17 protein-coding genes and 1 riboswitch are annotated in these 19,588 nt (G+C 71.3%); of the genes, 12 read left to right on the top strand and 5 right to left on the bottom strand.

Annotation, left to right across the window (positions count from 1 at the left end):
* The first annotated feature begins 51 nt into the window (after nt 1-51).
* The 5 genes from ACFY8U_RS22625 to ACFY8U_RS22605 all read left to right on the top strand — a co-directional run bounded on the left by ACFY8U_RS22625 (nt 52) and on the right by ACFY8U_RS22605 (nt 6,519).
* The gene (locus ACFY8U_RS22625) at nt 52-861 is read left to right on the top strand and encodes a c-type cytochrome (RefSeq protein ID WP_361433187.1); all 810 of its coding nucleotides are present in this window, start codon (nt 52-54) and stop codon (nt 859-861) included.
* A complete protein-coding gene (locus tag ACFY8U_RS22620; RefSeq protein ID WP_361762140.1) occupies nt 858-1,910 on the top strand; it encodes a Rieske 2Fe-2S domain-containing protein in 1,053 nt (350 codons plus the stop codon). Before ACFY8U_RS22625 ends, ACFY8U_RS22620 begins: the two co-directional genes overlap by 4 nt.
* Nucleotides 1,907-3,532, top strand: coding sequence for a cytochrome bc complex cytochrome b subunit (locus tag ACFY8U_RS22615; RefSeq protein WP_361433182.1), 1,626 nt, complete (start codon nt 1,907-1,909; stop codon nt 3,530-3,532). The genes ACFY8U_RS22620 and ACFY8U_RS22615 overlap by 4 nt, the downstream gene beginning before the upstream one ends.
* A gap of 120 nt (nt 3,533-3,652) precedes the next feature.
* A complete protein-coding gene (gene trpD, locus ACFY8U_RS22610; protein WP_361762146.1) occupies nt 3,653-4,717 on the top strand; it encodes an anthranilate phosphoribosyltransferase in 1,065 nt (354 codons plus the stop codon).
* 77 nt (nt 4,718-4,794) lie between these two features.
* Nucleotides 4,795-4,911: riboswitch (SAM riboswitch) on the top strand.
* A gap of 189 nt (nt 4,912-5,100) precedes the next feature.
* Nucleotides 5,101-6,519: an aminotransferase class V-fold PLP-dependent enzyme gene (locus ACFY8U_RS22605; protein WP_389572851.1), complete on the top strand. Its 1,419-nt coding sequence runs from the start codon at nt 5,101-5,103 to the stop codon at nt 6,517-6,519.
* Between the two features lie 48 nt (nt 6,520-6,567).
* On the opposite strand, the gene ACFY8U_RS22600 is transcribed toward ACFY8U_RS22605, so the two are convergent.
* A complete protein-coding gene (locus tag ACFY8U_RS22600) occupies nt 6,568-6,849 on the bottom strand; it encodes an Lrp/AsnC family transcriptional regulator (RefSeq protein ID WP_017238849.1) in 282 nt (93 codons plus the stop codon).
* A complete protein-coding gene (locus ACFY8U_RS22595; protein ID WP_389572847.1) occupies nt 6,846-7,595 on the bottom strand; it encodes a rhomboid family intramembrane serine protease in 750 nt (249 codons plus the stop codon). Before ACFY8U_RS22595 ends, ACFY8U_RS22600 begins: the two co-directional genes overlap by 4 nt.
* 156 nt (nt 7,596-7,751) lie before the next feature.
* On the opposite strand from ACFY8U_RS22595, the gene ACFY8U_RS22590 reads away from it, so the two are divergent.
* From ACFY8U_RS22590 to ACFY8U_RS22570, 5 genes are all read left to right on the top strand, one after another.
* Nucleotides 7,752-7,994 (top strand): hypothetical protein, encoded by a 243-nt coding sequence (locus tag ACFY8U_RS22590; RefSeq protein WP_260228851.1) that lies wholly within the window; start codon nt 7,752-7,754, stop codon nt 7,992-7,994.
* 35 nt (nt 7,995-8,029) lie between these two features.
* Nucleotides 8,030-9,394, top strand: a complete 1,365-nt coding sequence (locus ACFY8U_RS22585; protein ID WP_361762155.1) for an NYN domain-containing protein — start codon at nt 8,030-8,032, stop codon at nt 9,392-9,394.
* A gap of 256 nt (nt 9,395-9,650) precedes the next feature.
* On the top strand, nt 9,651-10,679 hold the full coding sequence (locus ACFY8U_RS22580; protein WP_361593265.1) for an NlpC/P60 family protein: 1,029 nt from the start codon (nt 9,651-9,653) through the stop codon (nt 10,677-10,679).
* A 194-nt stretch (nt 10,680-10,873) separates the two neighbouring features.
* Complete coding sequence (locus ACFY8U_RS22575; protein ID WP_389572843.1) at nt 10,874-11,893, top strand: NlpC/P60 family protein; 1,020 nt, start codon at nt 10,874-10,876, stop codon at nt 11,891-11,893.
* 40 nt (nt 11,894-11,933) lie between these two features.
* Nucleotides 11,934-13,148, top strand: coding sequence for a hypothetical protein (locus ACFY8U_RS22570; protein ID WP_389572840.1), 1,215 nt, complete (start codon nt 11,934-11,936; stop codon nt 13,146-13,148).
* 33 nt (nt 13,149-13,181) lie between these two features.
* Here the strand turns inward: ACFY8U_RS22570 and ACFY8U_RS22565 are convergent, their stop codons facing one another.
* Nucleotides 13,182-13,712, bottom strand: a complete 531-nt coding sequence (locus ACFY8U_RS22565; protein WP_361593259.1) for a PadR family transcriptional regulator — start codon at nt 13,710-13,712, stop codon at nt 13,182-13,184.
* A gap of 94 nt (nt 13,713-13,806) precedes the next feature.
* On the opposite strand from ACFY8U_RS22565, the gene ACFY8U_RS22560 reads away from it, so the two are divergent.
* Complete coding sequence (locus tag ACFY8U_RS22560; protein ID WP_389572837.1) at nt 13,807-15,177, top strand: MATE family efflux transporter; 1,371 nt, start codon at nt 13,807-13,809, stop codon at nt 15,175-15,177.
* Here ACFY8U_RS22560 and ACFY8U_RS22555 read toward each other — a convergent pair.
* Nucleotides 15,129-16,400 carry a glycosyltransferase 87 family protein gene (locus ACFY8U_RS22555; RefSeq protein ID WP_389572834.1) on the bottom strand — a complete coding sequence of 424 codons (1,272 nt, stop codon included), beginning with the start codon at nt 16,398-16,400 and terminating at the stop codon, nt 15,129-15,131. The two genes, ACFY8U_RS22560 and ACFY8U_RS22555, sit on opposite strands and share 49 nt — an antisense overlap.
* Before the next feature lie 95 nt (nt 16,401-16,495).
* Here ACFY8U_RS22555 and ACFY8U_RS22550 point away from each other — a divergent pair, with 95 nt between their 5' ends.
* On the top strand, nt 16,496-17,638 hold the full coding sequence (locus ACFY8U_RS22550; protein ID WP_389572831.1) for a glycosyltransferase family 4 protein: 1,143 nt from the start codon (nt 16,496-16,498) through the stop codon (nt 17,636-17,638).
* Between the two features lie 110 nt (nt 17,639-17,748).
* Here ACFY8U_RS22550 and ACFY8U_RS22545 read toward each other — a convergent pair whose 3' ends face one another.
* Nucleotides 17,749-19,545, bottom strand: a complete 1,797-nt coding sequence (locus tag ACFY8U_RS22545) for an AMP-dependent synthetase/ligase (protein WP_389572829.1) — start codon at nt 19,543-19,545, stop codon at nt 17,749-17,751.
* Nucleotides 19,546-19,588: the final 43 nt, after the last annotated feature.

Genomic DNA, 19,588 nt, shown 5'->3' with positions numbered 1-19,588 from the left:
GAGCACATCCAGCAAGCACCGACGCAGAAGATCCTGACACCGGGGTAATCCGTGAAAAAGCTCTCCGCACGACGACGCCATCCGCTGGCGGCGGTCGTCGTCCTACTCCTCGCGCTGGCGGCCACCGGGGGGCTGTACGCCGCGTTCGCGCCCGCGGGCACGGCGAAGGCCGATGAAACCGCCCAGTCCCTCGCCATCGAGGAGGGCCAGAAGCTCTACGCCGTCGGCTGCGCCAGCTGCCACGGCACCGGCGGTCAGGGCACCTCTGACGGCCCGTCCCTGGTAGGCGTCGGCTCGGCCGCCGTGGACTTCCAGGTCGGCACGGGCCGCATGCCGGCCCAGCAGCCCGGTGCCCAGGTGCCGAAGAAGAAGGTCATCTACACGCAGGCTGAGATCGATCAGCTCGCGGCGTACATCGCCTCCCTCGGTGCCGGCCCGACCACACCGAAGGCGAGCCAGTACAGCCCGGACGGTGCCGACATCGCCCGTGGTGGCGACCTGTTCCGCTCCAACTGTGCCCAGTGCCACAACTTCACCGGTGAGGGCGGCGCGCTCACGCACGGCAAGTACGCCCCGAACCTCGAAGGCGTGAGCCCGAAGCACCTGTACGAGGCCATGCAGACCGGCCCGCAGAACATGCCCTCCTTCCCGGACACGACCATGCCGGAGAAGGAGAAGAAGGACATCATCGCGTACGTCCAGGCCGTCAACGGCGAAAAGGCCGACAGCCCCGGCGGGCTCTCGCTCGGCGGCCTCGGCCCGGTCAGCGAGGGTCTGTTCGCCTGGGTCTTCGGTCTCGGTGCGCTGATCGCAGTTGCCGTCTGGGTCGCGGCCCACACCGCTAAGGCCAAGAAGTCATGAGTAGCCAAGAGATTCCAGAAGAGAACCTGCCCGCTGAGCAGGACACCGCGCACGGCGCGGTGAAGGTCCTCGACGACCCGTTCGCGGACCCGGGCCTTCCGCCCCACAAGCCGCGCATCCAGGACATCGACGATCGGGCCGCCCGCCGGTCCGAGCGTGCGGTCGCCTTCATGTTCACGCTGTCGATGCTGGCCACCGTCGGCTTCATCGCGTCGTACGTGATCTTCCCGGTCGACAAGATCGTCTACATCTGGCCGTTCGGCCGGGTGAGCGCGCTCAACTTCGCCCTGGGTCTCACCCTCGGCGCGGCGCTCTTCTTCATCGGCGCGGGCGCGGTCCACTGGGCCCGCACCCTGATGTCCGACGTGGAGATCGCCGACGAGCGTCACCCGATCCAGGCGTCGCCGGAGACCAAGGCGAAGGTCATGGCGGACTTCGCGGCCGGTGCCGCCGAGTCCGGCATGGGCCGGCGGAAGCTGATCCGCAACACGATGTTCGGCGCGCTGTCGCTCGTACCGCTCTCCGGTCTCGTGCTGCTGCGTGACATGGGCCCGCTGCCCGAGAAGAAGCTCCGGACCACTCTGTGGGCCAACGGCAAGCAGCTCATCAACATGAACACGCACGAGCCGCTGCGTCCCGAGGACGTCGCGGTCGGTTCGCTGACCTTCGCGATGCCCGAGGGCCTGTCCGAGCACGACCACGACTTCCAGGTGCAGATCGCCAAGGCCGCCCTGATGATCGTCCGGATCCAGCCGGAGGACATCAAGGACAAGCGCGAGCTCGAGTGGTCGCACGAGGGCATCGTCGCCTTCTCGAAGATCTGCACCCACGTGGGCTGCCCGATCTCGCTGTACGAGCAGCAGACGCACCACGTGCTCTGCCCGTGCCACCAGTCCACCTTCGACCTCTCCGACGGCGCCCGTGTCATCTTCGGCCCGGCCGGTCACGCCCTTCCGCAGCTGCGGATCGGTGTGAACGACAAGGGCAACCTGGAGGCGCTCGGCGACTTCGCCGAGCCCGTCGGCCCTGCCTTCTGGGAGCGCGGATGAGCACTGTGACCGATACGAAGAAGAAGGCACCCGCCGGCGAGCGGGTGGCCGACTGGGCCGACGGCCGCCTGGGGATCTACTCCCTGGCCAAGGCCAACATGCGGAAGATCTTCCCGGACCACTGGTCCTTCATGCTCGGTGAGATCTGCCTCTACAGCTTCCTCATCATCATCCTGACGGGTGTGTACCTGACGCTGTTCTTCCACCCGTCGATGAACGAGGTGGAGTACCACGGCAGCTACATCCCGCTCCAGGGTCAGCTGATGTCCGAGGCGTTCAACTCGACCATGCACATCTCCTTCGATGTGCGCGGTGGTCTGCTCATCCGGCAGATCCACCACTGGGCGGCGCTGATCTTCCTCGCCGGCATGTTCGTGCACATGATGCGCGTGTTCTTCACGGGCGCGTTCCGCAAGCCGCGTGAGATCAACTGGCTGTTCGGCTTCCTGCTGTTCTTCCTGGGCATGTTCACCGGCTTCACCGGTTACTCGCTCCCGGACGACCTGCTCTCCGGCACCGGTGTCCGCTTCATGCAGGGCGCGATCCTGTCCGTGCCGATCGTCGGCACGTACCTGTCGATGTTCCTGTTCGGCGGAGAGTTCCCCGGCGGCGACTTCGTGGCCCGGTTCTACTCGGCCCACGTCCTGCTGCTGCCCGGCATCATGCTGGGTCTGGTGGTCGCCCACCTGATCCTGGTCTTCTACCACAAGCACACGCAGTTCGAGGGCCCCGGCCGTACGAACAAGAACGTCGTGGGCATGCCGCTGCTGCCGGTCTACATGGCCAAGGCCGGAGGCTTCTTCTTCCTGGTCTTCGGTGTCATCTCGATCGTCGCGGCGATCGCCTCGATCAACCCGATCTGGGCGCTCGGCCCGTACCGCCCGGACCAGGTGTCCACCGGCGCCCAGCCCGACTGGTACATGGGCTTCGCCGAGGGTCTGATCCGAGTGATGCCGGGCTGGGAGATCAACCTCTGGGGCCACACGCTCGTCCTGGGCGTGATGATCCCGCTGGCGATCTTCCCGCTGGTCCTCGCGGCCATCGCGGTCTACCCGTTCATCGAGTCCTGGATCACCGGCGACAAGCGCGAGCACCACATCGCGCAGCGCCCGCGCAACGCTCCGACGCGCACCGCCTTCGGTGTCGCCTGGATCACCGCGTACATGATCATGCTCGTCGGTGGTGGAAACGACCTCTGGGCCACCCACTTCCACCTGTCGATCAACTCGATCACCTGGTTCGTCCGGATCTTCTTCTTCGTCGGACCGGTCATCGCGTTCATCGTCACCAAGCGGATCTGTCTCGGCCTGCAGCGCCGCGACAAGGACAAGGTGCTGCACGGACGCGAGTCCGGCATCATCAAGCGCCTGCCGCACGGTGAGTTCGTCGAGGTCCACCAGCCGCTCAGCCAGGGCGAGCTGTACCGGCTCACGGCGCACGAGCAGAACCAGCCGGCCGAGATCGGCCCGCTGGTCGACGAGAACGGCGTCGAGCGCAAGGTCGGCCGGATGGAGAAGCTCCGCGTCAGGCTCAGCAAGAGCTACTACGGCGAGGACAGCCAGATCGCCAAGCCGACCGCCGACGAGTACAAGGAGATCACCAGCGGCCACGGCCACCACTGATCACCTGACCTAGAGGTCGCCACAGCGGGAGCCCCGTCCATTCGATGGACGGGGCTCTTTGCCGTCCTCGTTGCTCGATAGGGTGGAGTCGTCACCGTCACGCACTGACCAGGAGCTGCCATGAGCGCTGCGACCCCCGCTGGAGGACCTACGTCGGCGGGCCGCTCCTGGCCCACCGTCCTGGACGGACTGCTGACCGGTCGCGACCAGAGCGCCGAGGACACCGCCTGGGCGATGGACCGCATCCTCCGCGGTGAGGCCACCGACGCCCAGATCGCCGGCTTCGCCGTGGCCCTGCGCGCCAAGGGCGAGACCGTCGAGGAGATCTCGGGCCTCGTGAGGACGATGTACGAGCACGCCAACGTGATCGAGGTCCCCGGCCCGTCCGTGGACATCGTCGGCACCGGCGGCGACGGAGCCAAGACCGTCAACATCTCCACGATGTCGGCGATCGTCGTGGCCGGTACCGGCGCGAAGGTCGTCAAGCACGGCAATCGCGCCGCCTCCAGCGCGAGCGGCGCCTCCGACGTCCTGGAGAAACTCGGCGTCAACCTGCAGCTCACCCCGCAGCGGGTCGTCGAGGTCGCGGAGGAGGCCGGGATCACCTTCTGCTTCGCGGTGAAGTTCCACCCGGCGCTGCGCCATGTGGCCGCGGCCCGCAAGGAGCTCGGCATCCGCACCACGTTCAACTTCCTCGGCCCGCTCACCAACCCCGCCCGCGTCAAGGCGCAGGCGACCGGTGTGGCCGACGCCCGGATGGCCCCGATCATGGCCGGAGTGCTCGCCGAGCGCGGCTCATCGGCGCTGGTCTTCCGCGGCGACGACGGCCTGGACGAGCTGACGACCACGGCCACCTCACGGGTGTGGGTCGTACGGGACGGCGCGGTGCGCGAGGAGGCCTTCGACCCGCGGGACGTCGGCATCGAACTCGTACCCGTGGAGGCGCTCCGCGGCGCCGACGCCTCGTACAACGCGGATGTCGCCCGTCGGCTGCTGGCCGGCGAGACCGGTCCGGTACGGGACGCGGTTCTGCTGAACTCCGCGGCGGCACTGACGGCCCTGGAGCCGGGCGCGGGCACCCTGGTGGAGCAGCTGCGCGAAGGAATCGCGAAGGCGGCCGAGTCGATCGACTCGGGCGCGGCACGGCAGGCGCTGGAGCGTTGGGTCGCGGCCAGCAACAGGTAGCGGCGCCGCGCGCACCCCGTTCCGCCATCCGGAACGGGGTTGCGCGCCGGCGATCACGTGGCATACGTTCAGTGCCAGGTCATGAGTGACAGCCATGAAGCCCCGGCTGGCTGTCCGGCAACCCTCCGTCCGTGGCGGGGTGCCCCGGGTGAAGACCAGGCCGTGGACAGCAAGGTCCGCGGCAAGCGCGGACCCCTGCACACCCTGGGGTCCTGGTCCTCAAGGGAGCAGTCTCGTGAGCAAGCGAATGCGCTAGGGCCTCCGGCCCCGTTTCCCCACCCTCCGCACGAACACCGTGTGTCGAGGCAACACCCGTGTGAGGCACCCCTCTTCGCGCTGCCCCGCGGGCCCTTCGCTGCCCTTCCTGCCCGGGAGATACCGCCATGTCCGCGTACCCGCACGCCGCCGCCACGACCGCCGCCCCCGCCACCTCCACCGCCGCCACCGACTCCGAGGCCGGCGATCCCTGCTGCGCCGCCCCGCTCCCGGTCCTCGGACGGGACGTCACCGTGCCTCTCGTGACCGGGGGCGAGGTCACCTACGCCGCGCTCGACTACGCCGCCAGCGCGCCGGCCCTGCAGCGGGTCTGGGACGACGTCGCCGCGTACGCCCCCTACTACGGCAGCGTCCACCGGGGCGCCGGATACCTCTCGCAGCTCTCCACCGACCTCTTCGAGAGCAGCCGCGTCACCGTCGCCGAGTTCCTCGACTGCCGCCCCGGCGACCAGGTCGTCTTCACCCGCTCCACCACCGACTCGCTCAACCTGCTCGCCGCCACGCTCCCCGCCGGCTGCGAGGTCTTCGTCTTCGAGACCGAGCACCACGCGTCGCTCCTGCCGTGGCAGGACGCCCGGGTCACGTACCTCAACGCCCCGCGCACGCCCGCCCAGGCCGTCGAGACCCTGGAGCGCGCCCTCGCCGAGCGCGACCCCTACGGCCCCGCGCTCGTCTGCGTCACCGGCGCGTCCAACGTCACCGGCGAGCTGTGGCCGGTGAAGGAACTGGCCGCCGCGGCACACGCCCACGGCGCCCGGATCGTCCTGGACGCAGCCCAGCTCGCGCCGCACCACCCCGTCTCCGTACGGGAGTTGGACGTGGACTGGGTCGCCTTCTCCGGCCACAAGCTGTACGCGCCCTTCGGCTCCGGCGTCCTCGCCGGCCGCGCCGACTGGCTCCAGGAAGCCGAGCCGTACCTCGCGGGCGGCGGCGCGTCCAAGAAGGTAGCCCGCCGCAGCGACGGCGGAGTGGACGTCGAATGGCACACCACCGCGGCCCGCCACGAGGCCGGTTCGCCGAACGTCATCGGCGTCTACTCCATCGCCTCCGCCTGCAAGGCGCTCACCGAAGCCGGGTTCGACGACCTCGTCGCCCGTGAGCAGCACCTGATCGCCACCGTCCGGGAGGGCCTCGCCGAGGTGCCCGAGGTCAAGGTCCTCTCGCTCTTCGGCGACGACTCCCCGCGCGTGGGTGTCATCTCGTTCGTCGTGGAGGGCTGGAACAGCTCCCACTTCGCCGCCGCGCTCTCCGCCGAGTACGGCATCGGCGTCCGCGACGGCCTGTTCTGCGCCCACCCGCTGGTCCGCACGCTGCTCGGCAGCGACCCGCAGACCCAGGGCGAGTGCGGGGCTCCCGAGGCCGCGCCGGGCGAGAAGTCGCTCAACGCCATCCGCGTCAGCTTCGGTGCCGGTACGCCCGACGAGCACGTGGAGCGTTTCGTACGGGCCGTGAAGGAGCTCGTCCGGGACGGCGCACAGTGGAAGTACCGCACCGAGGACGGCCGCTGCGTCCCGGACCGCGGCTGAACGCCCACTCGTACGGGTGATAGGGGGCTCCTGTCGGGGCCCCCTTCGTCAGGACTCCAGGCCGATGGCGAAGGCCGCCTCGAGGTCGTGCTGGGAGTACGTACGGAACGCCACGTGCGTGTCCGTCGCCTCGACGCCCGGGATCTTGCTGATCCGTCCGGGGATGACGTCCGCCAGGTCGTCGTGCCGGGGCACGCGGACCATGGCGATCAGGTCGTACGTGCCGGTCACCGAGAAGACCTCGCTGACGCTGTCGAGCGCGGCGATCGACTCCGCGATCTCGGGGATGCGGTCCACGCTGGTCTTGATGAGCACGATCGCGGTGATCACGGCTGGCTTTCTCCCTCGGTCGCCGCGGCTGGGGACTTCACTGTATCCCCACCCCGGTAGCGGCCCCAGGCGTAGAGGAAGCCGACGGCGAAGCCCACCACATGGGCCAGATAGGCGACACCGGGTCCCGCCCCCGCCGAGCGGGCCGCGAGCCACTGGAGCACGAACCAGAAGACGAGCACGATCCAGGCGGGAAAGCGCAGCGGCAGGAAGAAGAGGAACGGGAACAGGCTGGTCACGCGGGCGCGGGGGAAGAGATACAGGAACGCCCCGAGCACCCCCGAGATCGCCCCCGACGCCCCCACCAGCGTCTGCTCGCTGCTCGCGTACGCCGCCGCGTAGCCGAGCAGCGCCAGATAGCCGCAGCCCACATAGAAGAGGGCGAAGCCGACCGCCCCCATCCGCTCCTCGGCCATCGCGCCGAAGACGAACAGGAACAGCATGTTCCCGAGCAGATGCAGCCAGCTGCCGTGGACGAAGAGGGCGGTCAGCGGGGTGAGGAGCGTGCCCGGCTCACCGCTCATCAGCTCGGCCGGCACGACCCCCCAGCGGCGGAAGTACGCGCTCTGCGCCGCCATGGCCGTGTCCCCGGTCCCGTAGGACGGGTTCAGGCCCGACACCGGGCTGATCAGGAACGTGAGGCAGCAGGCCGCGATCAGGGCATACGTCACCGTGGGTCCGCTCCAGGCACCCCGCCACGCCCCGAGCGCCGCCTCCCGCCAGTCGATGCGCCGCCTGTCGATCATGGACAGATCATGGCGTAACGGGGCCGACCTGGACAGAGTGCCTCGCCGCGACACGGGGTACCTGCGAGGCCGTAGGGTTACGGGCAGTACCTCCGCAGTTCAATGGCGCACCGCGGCACCCGCATCCGCATCACGCACCTGAAAGAGGACGGCACGATGACGACGGTTCCCCTGCCGACCGCCGAGACCCGCTGGCGCTGCACCCTGTGCGGCAACCTGACCCGGTTCGATGTGACCCGCTCCTCCAAGGTCGTCGAGTACGTCCATCTGGATCTCGCGGGAGAGCCGAAGGTCGAGGAGCGCGAGGTGGTCAGTGAGACCATCGAGTCGGTCCGCTGCCGCTGGTGCAACGCGGTGGATCAGATCGAACTGGTGGACAGGCCCGGCACCGCTTCCTGACGGCGGCGGTGCGCAACACGATGGGGTGACGGAACGTGGAGCAGCCCGCGCGCGGTGGTGAACCGGCCGGCGCGGCAGGTGACGCTGCCGAGGCGCTCGACCGCCCGCTGCCTGACGGTGTACGGCGGAGGGTCGTCGCGCTGGTCTCGGACGCCTTCGGCGGGCTGACCGTCGCCGAGCTTCCGGCACCCCTGAGGCAGTACGCCCGCTTCACCCCGAGCCGGCGGGCCAAGTTCGCGGGCAACGCCATGGCCGCCGCCCTGGAGAGCGATCCGCTGTTCCGGCAACGGATCGGCGAGCGCTTCAAGGAGGCACAGCCCGAGCTGGCCGGGGCCGTCGAGACAGGCGCCCCGCCCGCAGCCGCCGACCCCGTCGACGTCGCTGCTGCCGCCTACGTGCTGCGCCCCACCGGCTGGGTCAAGCTGGTCGCCGCCGCGGGCGAGGAAGCCCAGCGGGCGGACGCCGAGCGCGCCGACGAGGCCGGCCGGCGCGAACTGGAGCGCCTGCGCGAGGAGGTCGCCGCCGCCAGGGAACGCGGCCGCGCGGAGACCGAGGAGCTGCGCCACGACCTGGAGGCGGCGCGCAGGGAAGCCGAATCGCTTCACCGCAAGCTGCGCAGCGCGCAGAGCGATGTGAAGCGCGGTGAGGCGGCGCTGCGCCGCACCCACGCCGAGATCGACACGATCAAGGCGGAGGCGGCGGCGCAGGTCTCGGCCGCCGAGAGTGAGACCCGTCGTCTCAAGGCCCGCCTCGGCGAGGTCGAGGCCGCCCTGGAGGCCAGCCGCCGGGCTGCCCGTGAGGGCCGCTCGGTCGAGGACATGCGGCTGCGGCTGCTGCTCGACACGGTGCTCGACGCCGCGCAGGGGCTGCGCCGCGAACTGGCTCTGCCACCCGTCTCCGTCCACCCCGCCGACACCGTCGACGCGGTGGAGCCCGGCCGGATGTCGCCGAAGGACATCGCGGCCCGCGCGCTCTCCGAGACCGATCCGGCGCTCCTGGACCAGCTTCTGGCGCTGCCGCAGGCGCATCTGGTCGTGGACGGCTACAACGTCACCAAGACCGGCTATCCCACCATGCCGCTGGAGAAGCAGCGGCTGCGGCTGCTCGGCGGGCTCTCCGCGCTCGCGGCCCGCTCGGGCGCCGAGGTCACCTGTGTCTTCGACGGGGCGGAGCTCGCCGCCCCGGTGCTCCTCGCGCCGCCGCGCGGGGTGCGGGTGCTCTTCTCCAAGCCGGGCGTGACGGCCGACGAGTTGATCCGTCAGCTGGTGCGTGCCGAGCCGCCGGGCCGGCCGGTCGTCGTGGTCTCCACCGACCGTGAGGTGGCCGACGGAGTCGCCAAGGCCGGTGCGCGGCCGGTCGCGTCCGCCTTGTTGCTGAAGCGGCTTTCGCGCGCCTCGTGACGTGTGGTAACTCCTGGGCTTAATGCCCGAATTCTGGAGGGCGCACGGTCAAGTGGCCGTTACTACCTGTGTGATGTGTGTAAATAAAGTGCCGCGTGAGCGAGATTTTGCTCATGAGGATTTGAACTGATCACAAGATGGTCACTAGGGTCAGGCCTCGAACCTCCGCGCGGTTGATCATCCATCCGGGATGGCAGCGGAGGAACCGCCTGCCGCAGCCTGGTTGGGCGGCTCGAGGAAGAAGGAGATCGCCTTCGTGGCGTCCCACCGTCGTCCCAAGCAGCCGAGCCGCACCCGTGTGACCGTGCTCACCGCGACCGCCGCCGCGGCCGTCGCGCTCTCCGCCCAGACGGGCGCCCAGGCGGCTCCCAAGCCGAAGATCGACGACGTCAAGTCGAAGGTCGACAAGCTGCACCACGAGGCCGAGGAGGCCACGGAGCAGTACAACCTGGCCGAGGAGCGTCGCGGCAAGCTGCAGAAGGAGATCGGCGCCCTTCAGGACAAGGTGGCGCGCGGCCAGCAGGAGCTCAACACCCTGCGGAACAACATCGGTTCGGTCGCCAGCGCGCAGTACCGCTCCGGTGGCATCGACCCGGCGCTCCAGCTCTTCCTCTCCTCCGACCCGGACACCTACCTCGACAAGGCGTCCGCGATCGACCAGCTCGGCGCCAAGCAGGCCGACGTGCTCCAGTCGATCCAGTCCAAGCAGCGCACGCTCGCCCAGCAGCGCGCCGAGGCGACGACGAAGCTCGCCGACCTCGAGGACGTCCGCAAGACCCTCGGTGAGAAGAAGAAGTCCTACCAGGGCAAGCTCGCCGAGGCGCAGAAGCTGCTCAACACCCTCACCGCCGCCGAGCGGGCCAAGATGCAGGCCGAGGAGCAGCGCGCCAGCCGCGCCGCCGGCGACCGCGTCGACCTCGGCAACGAGGTCCCGGCCTCGCAGCGCGGTGCCGCCGCGCTCAGCGCCGCCGCCACCCAGATCGGCAAGCCGTACGTCTCCGGCGCCGAGGGCCCCAACTCGTACGACTGCTCCGGGCTGACGCAGTGGGCCTACCGCCAGGCCGGCGTCACGCTCACCCGCACCACCTACACCCAGCAGAACGACGGCGTGAAGATCGGCCGCAGCCAGCTCAAGCCGGGCGACCTGGTCTTCTTCAACGGCCTGTCGCACGTGGGTCTGTACGCGGGCAACAACACGATCCTGCACGCTCCGAAGCCGGGCGCCTCGGTCCGCTACGAGTCCATGAGCTACATGGGCACCTTCCAGTTCGGCGTCCGCATCTGACGCGACCGCCGCACTCCGACGTGACGCCCAATCGGGTGGAATGTCGCATCCTTCTCTGACGTGACGCCCCGCCGGTGACCTGTGGTCTCCGGCGGGGCGTCACTTTGCGTGCCGGGAACCTTCGTTGGACGGAGAGTGATCACCGGCTACTGTCTGCCGCGCCAGTCTGGGTAACACCGAACGGAGCGCGATACGTGGCGTCACACCGACGACCCGCCAGGGTCACCGTCCTGACCGCCGCCGCGGCCACCGCGGCCACGGCCTTCGGTGCCGTCCCCGCGAGCGCCGACCCGGGCGGCACCCCGGAGACGACGCGCGCCACGGTCGACCGGCTCTTCGAGGAGGCCGAGCGGGCCACCGAGGGCTACAACAAGGCCGACGAGCGGGCGGACGAGCTGCGCAGGACGGTCTCCCAGGTGAAGGACAGCGTCGCGCGCGGCCAGGAGCGCATCAACCGCATGCGCGGCGCGCTCGGCTCGGTCGCCGGGGCCCAGTACCGCTCCGGCGGGATCGACCCCGCCCTCGCGCTGCTGCTCTCCTCCGACCCCGACTCGTACCTCGACCGGGCCTCCGTCCTGGACCGGGTGACCGCCCGGCAGAGCCTGGCCCTCGGTCAGCTCCAGCACGAGCAGCGCCGGCTGAACCAGGAGCGGACCGAGGCCGGCCGGCTCCTCGCCGAGCTGGAGCGCAGCCGCACCCAGGTCGCCCGGCACAAGCGCACCGTCGAGCGGAAGCTCGCCGAGGCCCGCCGGCTGCTCCAGTCGCTGACCGCCGAGGAGCGGGCGGACTTCGAGGGCCGTGCCTCCCGTTCGGGCCGTGACGGGCTGGAGGCGGAGCTGCCGCCGCTCGCCGACCTCGGCCCGGCCTCCTCGCGGGCCGCTGCCGCGGTGATCGCCGCGCGCAGTGCCATCGGCAAGCCCTATGTGTGGGGCGCGACCGGGCCGTCCGCCTTCGACTGCTCGGGTCTGATGGTGTGGTCGTACCGGCAGGCAGGCATCAGCCTCCCGCGGACCTCGGCGGCGCAGCGGTACGCGGGCCGGCAGGTGCCGCTCTCGCAGGCACAGCCCGGCGACCTCGTGACGTACCGCGGCGACGCCAGCCACGTCGGGATCTATGCGGGCGACGGGCAGGTCATCCACGCCCCCTATCCCGGCGCACGGGTGCGCTACGACCCGGTCGGGATGATGTCCCACGTGACGGTGACGCGGGTCTGACCGTACGCCCGTCCGCTCGTCTGCCCGTACGATCGGGAGCGTGGCAGGTCAGGGGTGTGGAGCGAGGCGAAGGGCGGCGGCCTGCCTGCTGACCGTTCTGCTCGCCCTCGCCGGCTGCGCGGCCCCGGAGGCGGCCGATCCGGCGCCCCAGGAGATCAGCGCGCTGCTCGACCGGCACGCGCGGGCGCTGCTCGCCCGCGACGAGGCGGCGTACGCCGTGGGGCTCGACCCCGCGTTCGCGCCCGCCGCGCTCCGGGAGTTCGACCGGCTCACCGAGGTGCCGCTCGCCTCGTGGGGCTACCGGGTGCGGGAGGTCGAGCGGCGGGACGAGGGCCGGGCGACGGTCCGCGCCGAGCTCAGCCACCGGATCGCCGGATACGACTCCGGGCCCGTCACCACCGAACGCGTCCTGGATCTGACCGAGCGCGAGGGCCGGTGGTACGTGACCGGCGACCGGCCCGCCGAGGGCGCCGCCCAGCAGCTGTGGCAGCAGGGCGAGGTCGACGCGGTACGGGGAGGGCGCAGCCTCGTCCTCGGCGTCGGGCAGCCGGAGGAGCGGCTCGAGGCGATCGCGGCGGCCGCCGACCGGGCGGTGCCCGCGGTCTCGTCGGCCTGGCCCGGCACGTGGGCGGGCCGGGTGGTCGTCCTCGTCCCCGCCTCGCTGGACGCCATGGGCGGGCTCCTCGGGGCGCCGGCGGCCTCGTACCGGGGGATCGCGGCGGTCACGACCGGGGAGGTCGGCGGCGGGCCGGACGCGCCCGCGGACCGGGTGATCGTCAACCCCGAGGCGTACGGGGTCCTCGGGGACTTCGGGCAGCAGATGGTGCTCACCCACGAGACGACCCACGTGGCCACCCGCGCCACCACCTCGGCGTCCACCCCGGTCTGGCTCTCCGAGGGCTTCGCCGACTGGGTCGCCTACCGCGGGACGGGCCGCACGGCCGCCCAGGCGGCCCCGGAACTGCGCCGCGCGGTCCAGGCGGGCGACGTACCTCCGGCCCTCCCGGATGACAAGGCCTTCGCCTTCGGCAGCGACCCGGACGCCCTGGCCCGCGCCTACGAGGGCGGCTGGCTGGCCTGCGCCCTGATCGCGGAGCGCTGGGGCGAGGCGAAGCTCACCGCCTTCTACCGCGCGGTGGGCGCCCACCCGCAGCGCGAGGGCGCGGTGGAGAAGGCGCTCGCCGAGGTTCTCGACACGACCCCGGAGGAGTTCACGGCGGCCTGGCGGGACCACGTACGGGAGCGGCTGGCGTAGGCGGCGGCGCGGCCCGCCTGTCCGGCCGGTTCCTCAGGCTCGGGCGTCCAGCTGCCGCAGCGCCTCGGTCAGCCACTCCTTCTCCGCCGTGCCGGTCGCGCGGGCGATCCTGAGCATGCCCTGGCGGAAGAGGTCGGGCTCCTCCTCGGCGCGGACCGGAGCGCCGTCCCGGTAGAAGAAGCTGGCCGGGGTGTTCAGGAAGGTCTGGCGGCGGCGCAGCACCGCCGCCTGGTCCGCCGGGGAGGGGAGCAGGCCCAGGAAGGCCAGCAGCGTGAAGAAGCGCTGGCCGTCGGTGATGTCCGCGTCCTTGGGATCGCGCAGCCGGGCGAAGAGCTCCTCCCGGCCCTCGGGGGTCAGCGACAGCGTCCTCCTCGGCGCCGCGCTCGTGCCCGGTTCCGTGTGCCGCTCCAGGAGGCCCGCCTTCACCATGCGGGTGATCGCCGGGTAGAGCGCGCCGTCGCTCACCGGGCGCACATGGCCGCTCAGCCCCTGGATGCGGTCCTTCAACTCGTATCCGTGCAGCGGCTTCTCGTAGAGAAAGCCGAGGATCGTCAGCTCCAGCACCCGCGCTCCTTCGCCCTTGTCCCGAACGGTGCGCCATGCTATCTCTTTTCGATGTGCCTCGAATCGAGGTATATCGTTTCGAGGGGGGACTGTCATGACACACCGCCGCACCCTGATCCGGCTCGCCCACCCCGTCTACTTCGAGCTTCTCGCCTCCGTCGCCGCCGGGATCATCACCATGGTCTGGGTCGCCCGCCTCGGCGGCGACGCCGTCGCGGCCGTCGCCGTCGCCACGAACGTCGAGAACGTCGCTCTCGGCGTGGTCCTCATGGCGTCCTCCGGCACCACCGTGCTCGTCGCCCGCGCCCGGGGCGCGGACGATCCGGGCGCCGTACGGGCGGCCGTCCGCGGCGGACGGCTGCTCGGGGCCCTGCTCGTCCCGCCCGTCGCCCTCGGTGGCTACCTGCTGCGCGAACCCCTCGCCGGGCTCGTCCTCGGCGGCGCCGGCACCCCCGCACACGCCCTCGCCACCGCATACTTCGCGATCTCGCTCCCCGGCACGGCCGTCTTCTTCGCGATCACCGTGGTCGACGGCATCCTCAAAGGCGCGGGGGACACCCGCACGCCCATGCGGCTCGCCTTCCTCGCCAACGGGCTGATCCTGGTCCTCGACCCGCTACTCATCCACGCGTACGGGGTGGAGGGCGCCGCACTCGCCACCGTGATCGGCCGCTCCGTCGCCCTGGCCGCCGGGCTGCTCGTCCTGCGCCGCAACCCGCTCCTGCGCGCGGCCCGGTCGGCCCTGCCCTCGGAGGGGACGACCGCCGCGCTGCGCCGTACCGTCGCCATCGGCCTGCCCATGTCCGTCGACTTCGTCGTGCGGATGGCGGGCGCCCTCGCCCTCGTCGCCGTCGTGGCCCGGCTCGGCGTCACCCCGGTCGCCGCCTACGGCATCGCCACCAAGGCCATGTACGTCGCCACGATGGCCTTCTACGCCGTGCGCCAGGCCGCCGCCATCCACACCGCGCACCTGCTCGGCGGGATGGGGGCGCCCCCTGCCCGAGCGGAGTCGGGAGCCCGGGGGAGGGACGAACGCCGGGAGGTGGGCCGGCAGGCCCTGTTCCTCGGAGCGGCCATCGGAACGACCGCCGCCGTCCTGCTGCTCGTCACCGCGGGGCTCGTGATGCGCGGCTTCGGTGCCGAGCCGGACGTGGCGGCCGCCGGCGCGCTCTTCCTGCGCTGCCTGGGGCCCTATCTGATCCTGATGGGCGGCTTCATCGCCCTCGCCGGAGTCTTCGAGGGCGCCGGGGACAGCCCCCGCCTCGCCAGGATCACCGTGCTCGGTGTCCTGGCCCAGCTCCCGCTCGCCCACACCTTCTCAGGCCTGGGCCTCCCCGGAATCTGCCTGGCCATGGCCCTCGCGATGGCGGGCCAGTGCGCGGCCCTGGGGATGCTGCACCGGCGTACGGCCGTTCCTCAGCCGACCGGCAGGCTCCGCGCGCGCTCCGGCTCCGGCTCCGTCTGAGCCGGGATCCGCACCGGGGTGAGCCGCGGCTCGGTGACCGTCTGCTGCCAGAGAATGCGACAGGCCGAGACCGACGCGGCGACCAGCAGCCCGTTCCGTATGAGCAGCAGCGTGATGCCCAGCGGGTCGCTGTCCGTCACATGCGAGAACCACACCGGGAACTCGAACTGCGTCACCGCCGTCGCCCACACCACCAGATGTGCCGGCCGTCGCATGCGGCTCGCCCGGTAGGCCATGCACACGGCGGCCAGACCGACCAGCCAGAGCATGTACTGCGGGCTGATCACCCGGCTCGTCGTGGTGAAGAGCAGCACCGCCACGAACGCCGCGTCCGCCGCGGTCGTCGACGTGAACCCCCGGGCGCGTATCCGCCACACGAGCAGCCAGCAGAACGCGGCGATGGTCAGGGCCATCGCGACCGTGGCGACCGCGGAGACGTACGGGCCGAGGAACTCGATCGAGCCGTAGTTCATCTGTGCCACGCCGTCCCAGCCGAGGTGGCGGGCCACATGGAAGACCATCGCCCCCAGGGACTCCAGCTCCAGCCCCCGGTCACGCTGGTACGTCAGGAAGGCCAGCGCCCCGGGCGCCGCGAGCACGCACAGGAGCAGCAGTCCGGCCGCCGCGCCCGCCGCCGTCGACCACGAGCGGAACGTCGCACGGCCGCGGGGCGTGCCCGCGAGCAGCAGCGCCGGCCAGACCTTCAGCATCGCCCCGAACCCCGCCAGGGCGCCGAGGACGCGCGGCCGGTGCACACCGGCCAGCAGCGCGGCCACCGCCACCGCCGTGACCATCAGGTCGTAGCGGGCGTACGCGGTCGGACCGAGCAACGGCACACCCGCGATCCAGATCCAGGCGCCGTGCCGGCTCCGGCCGCGCCGCCGGCCGGTGTACATCAGCAGTCCGAAGACGAGCGCGTCGCACAGGAAGGCGAGGACGAAGAAGGCCGAGGAGTACCCGAGGAACGGCAGCACCGCGGGGGAGAGGATCGCGAGGGCGGCCAGCGGCGGGTACTGCCAGGTCACGTCGTCCAGCGGGTACGTGCCCGTCTTCAGGACCTCGAACCAGCCCTGGTAGATCTGCTCGATGTCACTGGTGATGTCCGGCCCCGGGACCGTGACGACCTTGAAGACACACAGGAGCAGAATGATCCGGGTGAGCCCCCAGAGCACTATGGGGTTTCGTCTCGCGCGCTCGGCAGCCGTACCCAGTACGCCCGTCATGCCTACCTCGTCCCATCCTGTCGGTCTGTTCGGTCCGCGTCCGCGGACGGGTGGTGTTGCCGGGCGGGGGGTGCCGTCACGTACATTCGGCGACGATGCACAAGACCCTGATCGTAACCAACGACTTCCCGCCCCGGCCCGGTGGAATCCAGGCGTTCCTGCACAACATGGCGCTGCGTCTCGACCCCGAACAGATCGTGGTCTACGCCTCCACGTGGAAGCGCAGCCGCGAGGGGATCGAGGCGACCGCCGCGTTCGACGCCGAGCAGCCTTTCATGGTGGTGCGGGACAGCACCACCATGCTGTTGCCCACACCTCGGGTCACCGCGCGGGCGACAGCGCTGCTGCGCGAGCACGGCTGCGAATCGGTCTGGTTCGGGGCGGCGGCACCGCTCGGCCTGATGGCCCCCGCGCTGCGCCGGGCGGGCGCGCGACGGCTCGTGGCGACGACGCACGGGCACGAGGCGGGCTGGGCGCAGCTGCCCGGCTCCCGGCAGCTCCTGCGCCGGATCGGTGAGGGTACGGACACGATCACGTACCTCGGCGAGTACACGCGCTCGCGGATCGCCACCGCGCTGACCCCGGCCGCGGCCGGGCGGATGGTGCAGCTGCCGCCGGGCGTGGACGAGAAGACGTTCCACCCGGACTCGGGCGGCGACGCGGTACGGGAGCGGCTCGGGCTCAGCGGCCGGCCCGTGGTCGTGTGCGTCTCGCGGCTCGTCCCCCGCAAGGGCCAGGACACGCTGATCCGCGCCCTGCCGGAGATCCTGCGGCGGGTGCCGGACACGGTGCTGCTGATCGTCGGCGGCGGCCCGTACGAGAGGGACCTGCGGCGCCTCGCGGCGACGACCGGGGTGGCCGATTCCGTACGGTTCACGGGCGCGGTGCCGTGGGAGGAGCTGCCGGCCCACTACGGCGCGGGGGACGTCTTCGCGATGCCCTGCCGCACGCGCCGTGGGGGCCTGGACGTCGAAGGCCTCGGCATCGTCTACCTGGAGGCCTCCGCCACGGGGCTCCCGGTCGTCGCGGGCGACTCGGGCGGCGCGCCGGACGCGGTCCTCGACGGCGAGACGGGCTGGGTGGTCAGGGGCGACGCCCCGGAGGAGTCGGCGGACCGTATCGCGACCCTCCTGCTCGACCCGGCGCTCCGTGCCCGCATGGGCGAGCGGGGCCGCTCCTGGGTCGAGGACCGCTGGCGCTGGGACCTCCTGGCGGAACGCCTGAGGGAACTGCTGTAGCCGAACGCGTGGCCGGGGCCGTCGCGTCCCCGGCCACGCGACGCGGACGGGCCCCGCGGACCGCCTTTCGGCGGCCTGCGGGGCCCGTCGACGTTCAGGCACCGTGGGCGCTAGGCGCGGTAGATCGACTCGATCTCGTCCGCGAAGTCCTTCGCCACCACGTTCCGCTTCAGCTTCAGCGACGGCGTGATGTGGCCCGCCTCCTCCGTGAACTGGTACGGCAGGACGCGGAACTTCCGGACCGACTCGGCCTTGGACACCGCCGCGTTGCCGTCGTCCACCGCCCGCTGGACCTCCGCGAGCAGATCCGCGTCGTCGCGCAGCGACGCCGCTGTCGAGTCCGCCGGCTTGCCGTTCTCGGCCGCCCAGCGGCCCAGGAACTCCTCGTCCAGGGTGACCAGCGCGCCCACGAACGGCCGCCCGTCGCCGACCACCATGCACTCCGCGACCAGCGCGTGCGCCCGGATCCGGTCCTCGATGACCGCCGGGGCGACGTTCTTGCCGCCCGCCGTCACCAGGATCTCCTTCTTCCGGCCGGTGATCGCGAGGTAGCCGTCCTCGTCGAGCGTGCCGATGTCGCCCGTGTGGAACCAGCCGTCCGCCAGCGCCTCGGCCGTCGCCGTCTCGTTCTGCCAGTAGCCCGAGAAGATGTGCTCGCCGTGCAGCAGCACCTCGCCGTCGTCGGCGATCCGCACCACCGAGCCCGGCAGCGGCTGACCGACCGTGCCGATCTTCTGCCGGTCCCAGGGGTTGAACGCGGTCGCCGCGCACGACTCCGTGAGGCCGTAGCCCTCCAGGACCGTGAAGCCGATGCCGCGGAAGAAGTGGCCGAGCCGCTCACCCAGCGGTGCGCCGCCCGAGATCGCGTACTCGCCGCGTCCGCCGAGCACGGCCCGCAGCTTGGAGAAGACCAGCTTGTCGAAGACCTTGTGCTTGAGCTTCAGGCCGAGGGACGGGCCCTGCGGCGTGCCGATCGCCCGGCTGTACGCGATCGCCGTGTGCGCGGCCTTGTCGAAGATCTTGCCCTTGCCGTCGGCCTGGGCCTTCGCCCGCGCCGAGTTGTAGACCTTCTCGAAGACCCGCGGCACGCCCAGGATCAGCGTCGGCCGGAACGACGCCAGCTCGTCAGTGAGGTTCTTGATGTCCGGCACGCAGCCCAGCTTGATCGGCGCCATCACCGACGCGATCTCGACAAGGCGTCCGAAGACGTGCGCGGCCGGAAGGAACAGCAGGACCGAACACTCGCCGGTACGGAAGAGCGGCTTCAGGCGCTCCACCACGTTGCCGCACTCCGCGAAGAACGCCCGGTGCGTCAGCACACAGCCCTTCGGGCGGCCCGTGGTGCCCGAGGTGTAGACGATCGTCGCCGGGTCGTCCGCGTGCGCGGACGACATGCGCTCGTCGAGCAGCTCGTCCGAGACGTCCGCGCCGGTCGCCGTGAGCTGCGCGACGGCGTCCGCCTCGATCTGCCAGACACCCTTGAGGGCCGGCAGGCCCGCCCGTACCGACTCCACCGACTCCTGGTGGGCCGCGGACTCGACGAGGACGAGCGAAGCGCCCGAGTCACCGAGGATCCACTGGATCTGCTCCGGCGAGCTGGTCTCGTACACCGGCACGGTCACCGCGCCCGCGCTCCAGATCGCGAAGTCGAGGAGCACCCACTCGTAGCGCGTCCTGGAAAGCAGGGCCACGCGGTCGCCCGGCTCGACGCCGGCGGCGATCAGACCCTTCGCGGCCCCGCGGACCTCGGCGAGGAACTGCTTGGCGGTGACGTCCGTCCAGACGCCGGCCACCTTGCGTCCCATCACGGCGGTGTCTGGGTGCTGAGTGGCGTTGCGGCGGATGAGATCCGTCAGGTTGCCGTCCGAGGGGACCTCGTACAGGGCCGGAAGGCTGAACTCGCGCAAGACTGCTGCTCCTCATCGGGCGCCGGCGCCACGGCTCTGTGTG

The organism is Streptomyces sp. NPDC012508 (genome assembly GCF_042902595.1).
GTDB lineage: Bacteria > Actinomycetota > Actinomycetes > Streptomycetales > Streptomycetaceae > Streptomyces.
This window is presented reverse-complemented; position numbering and strand designations above follow the sequence as displayed.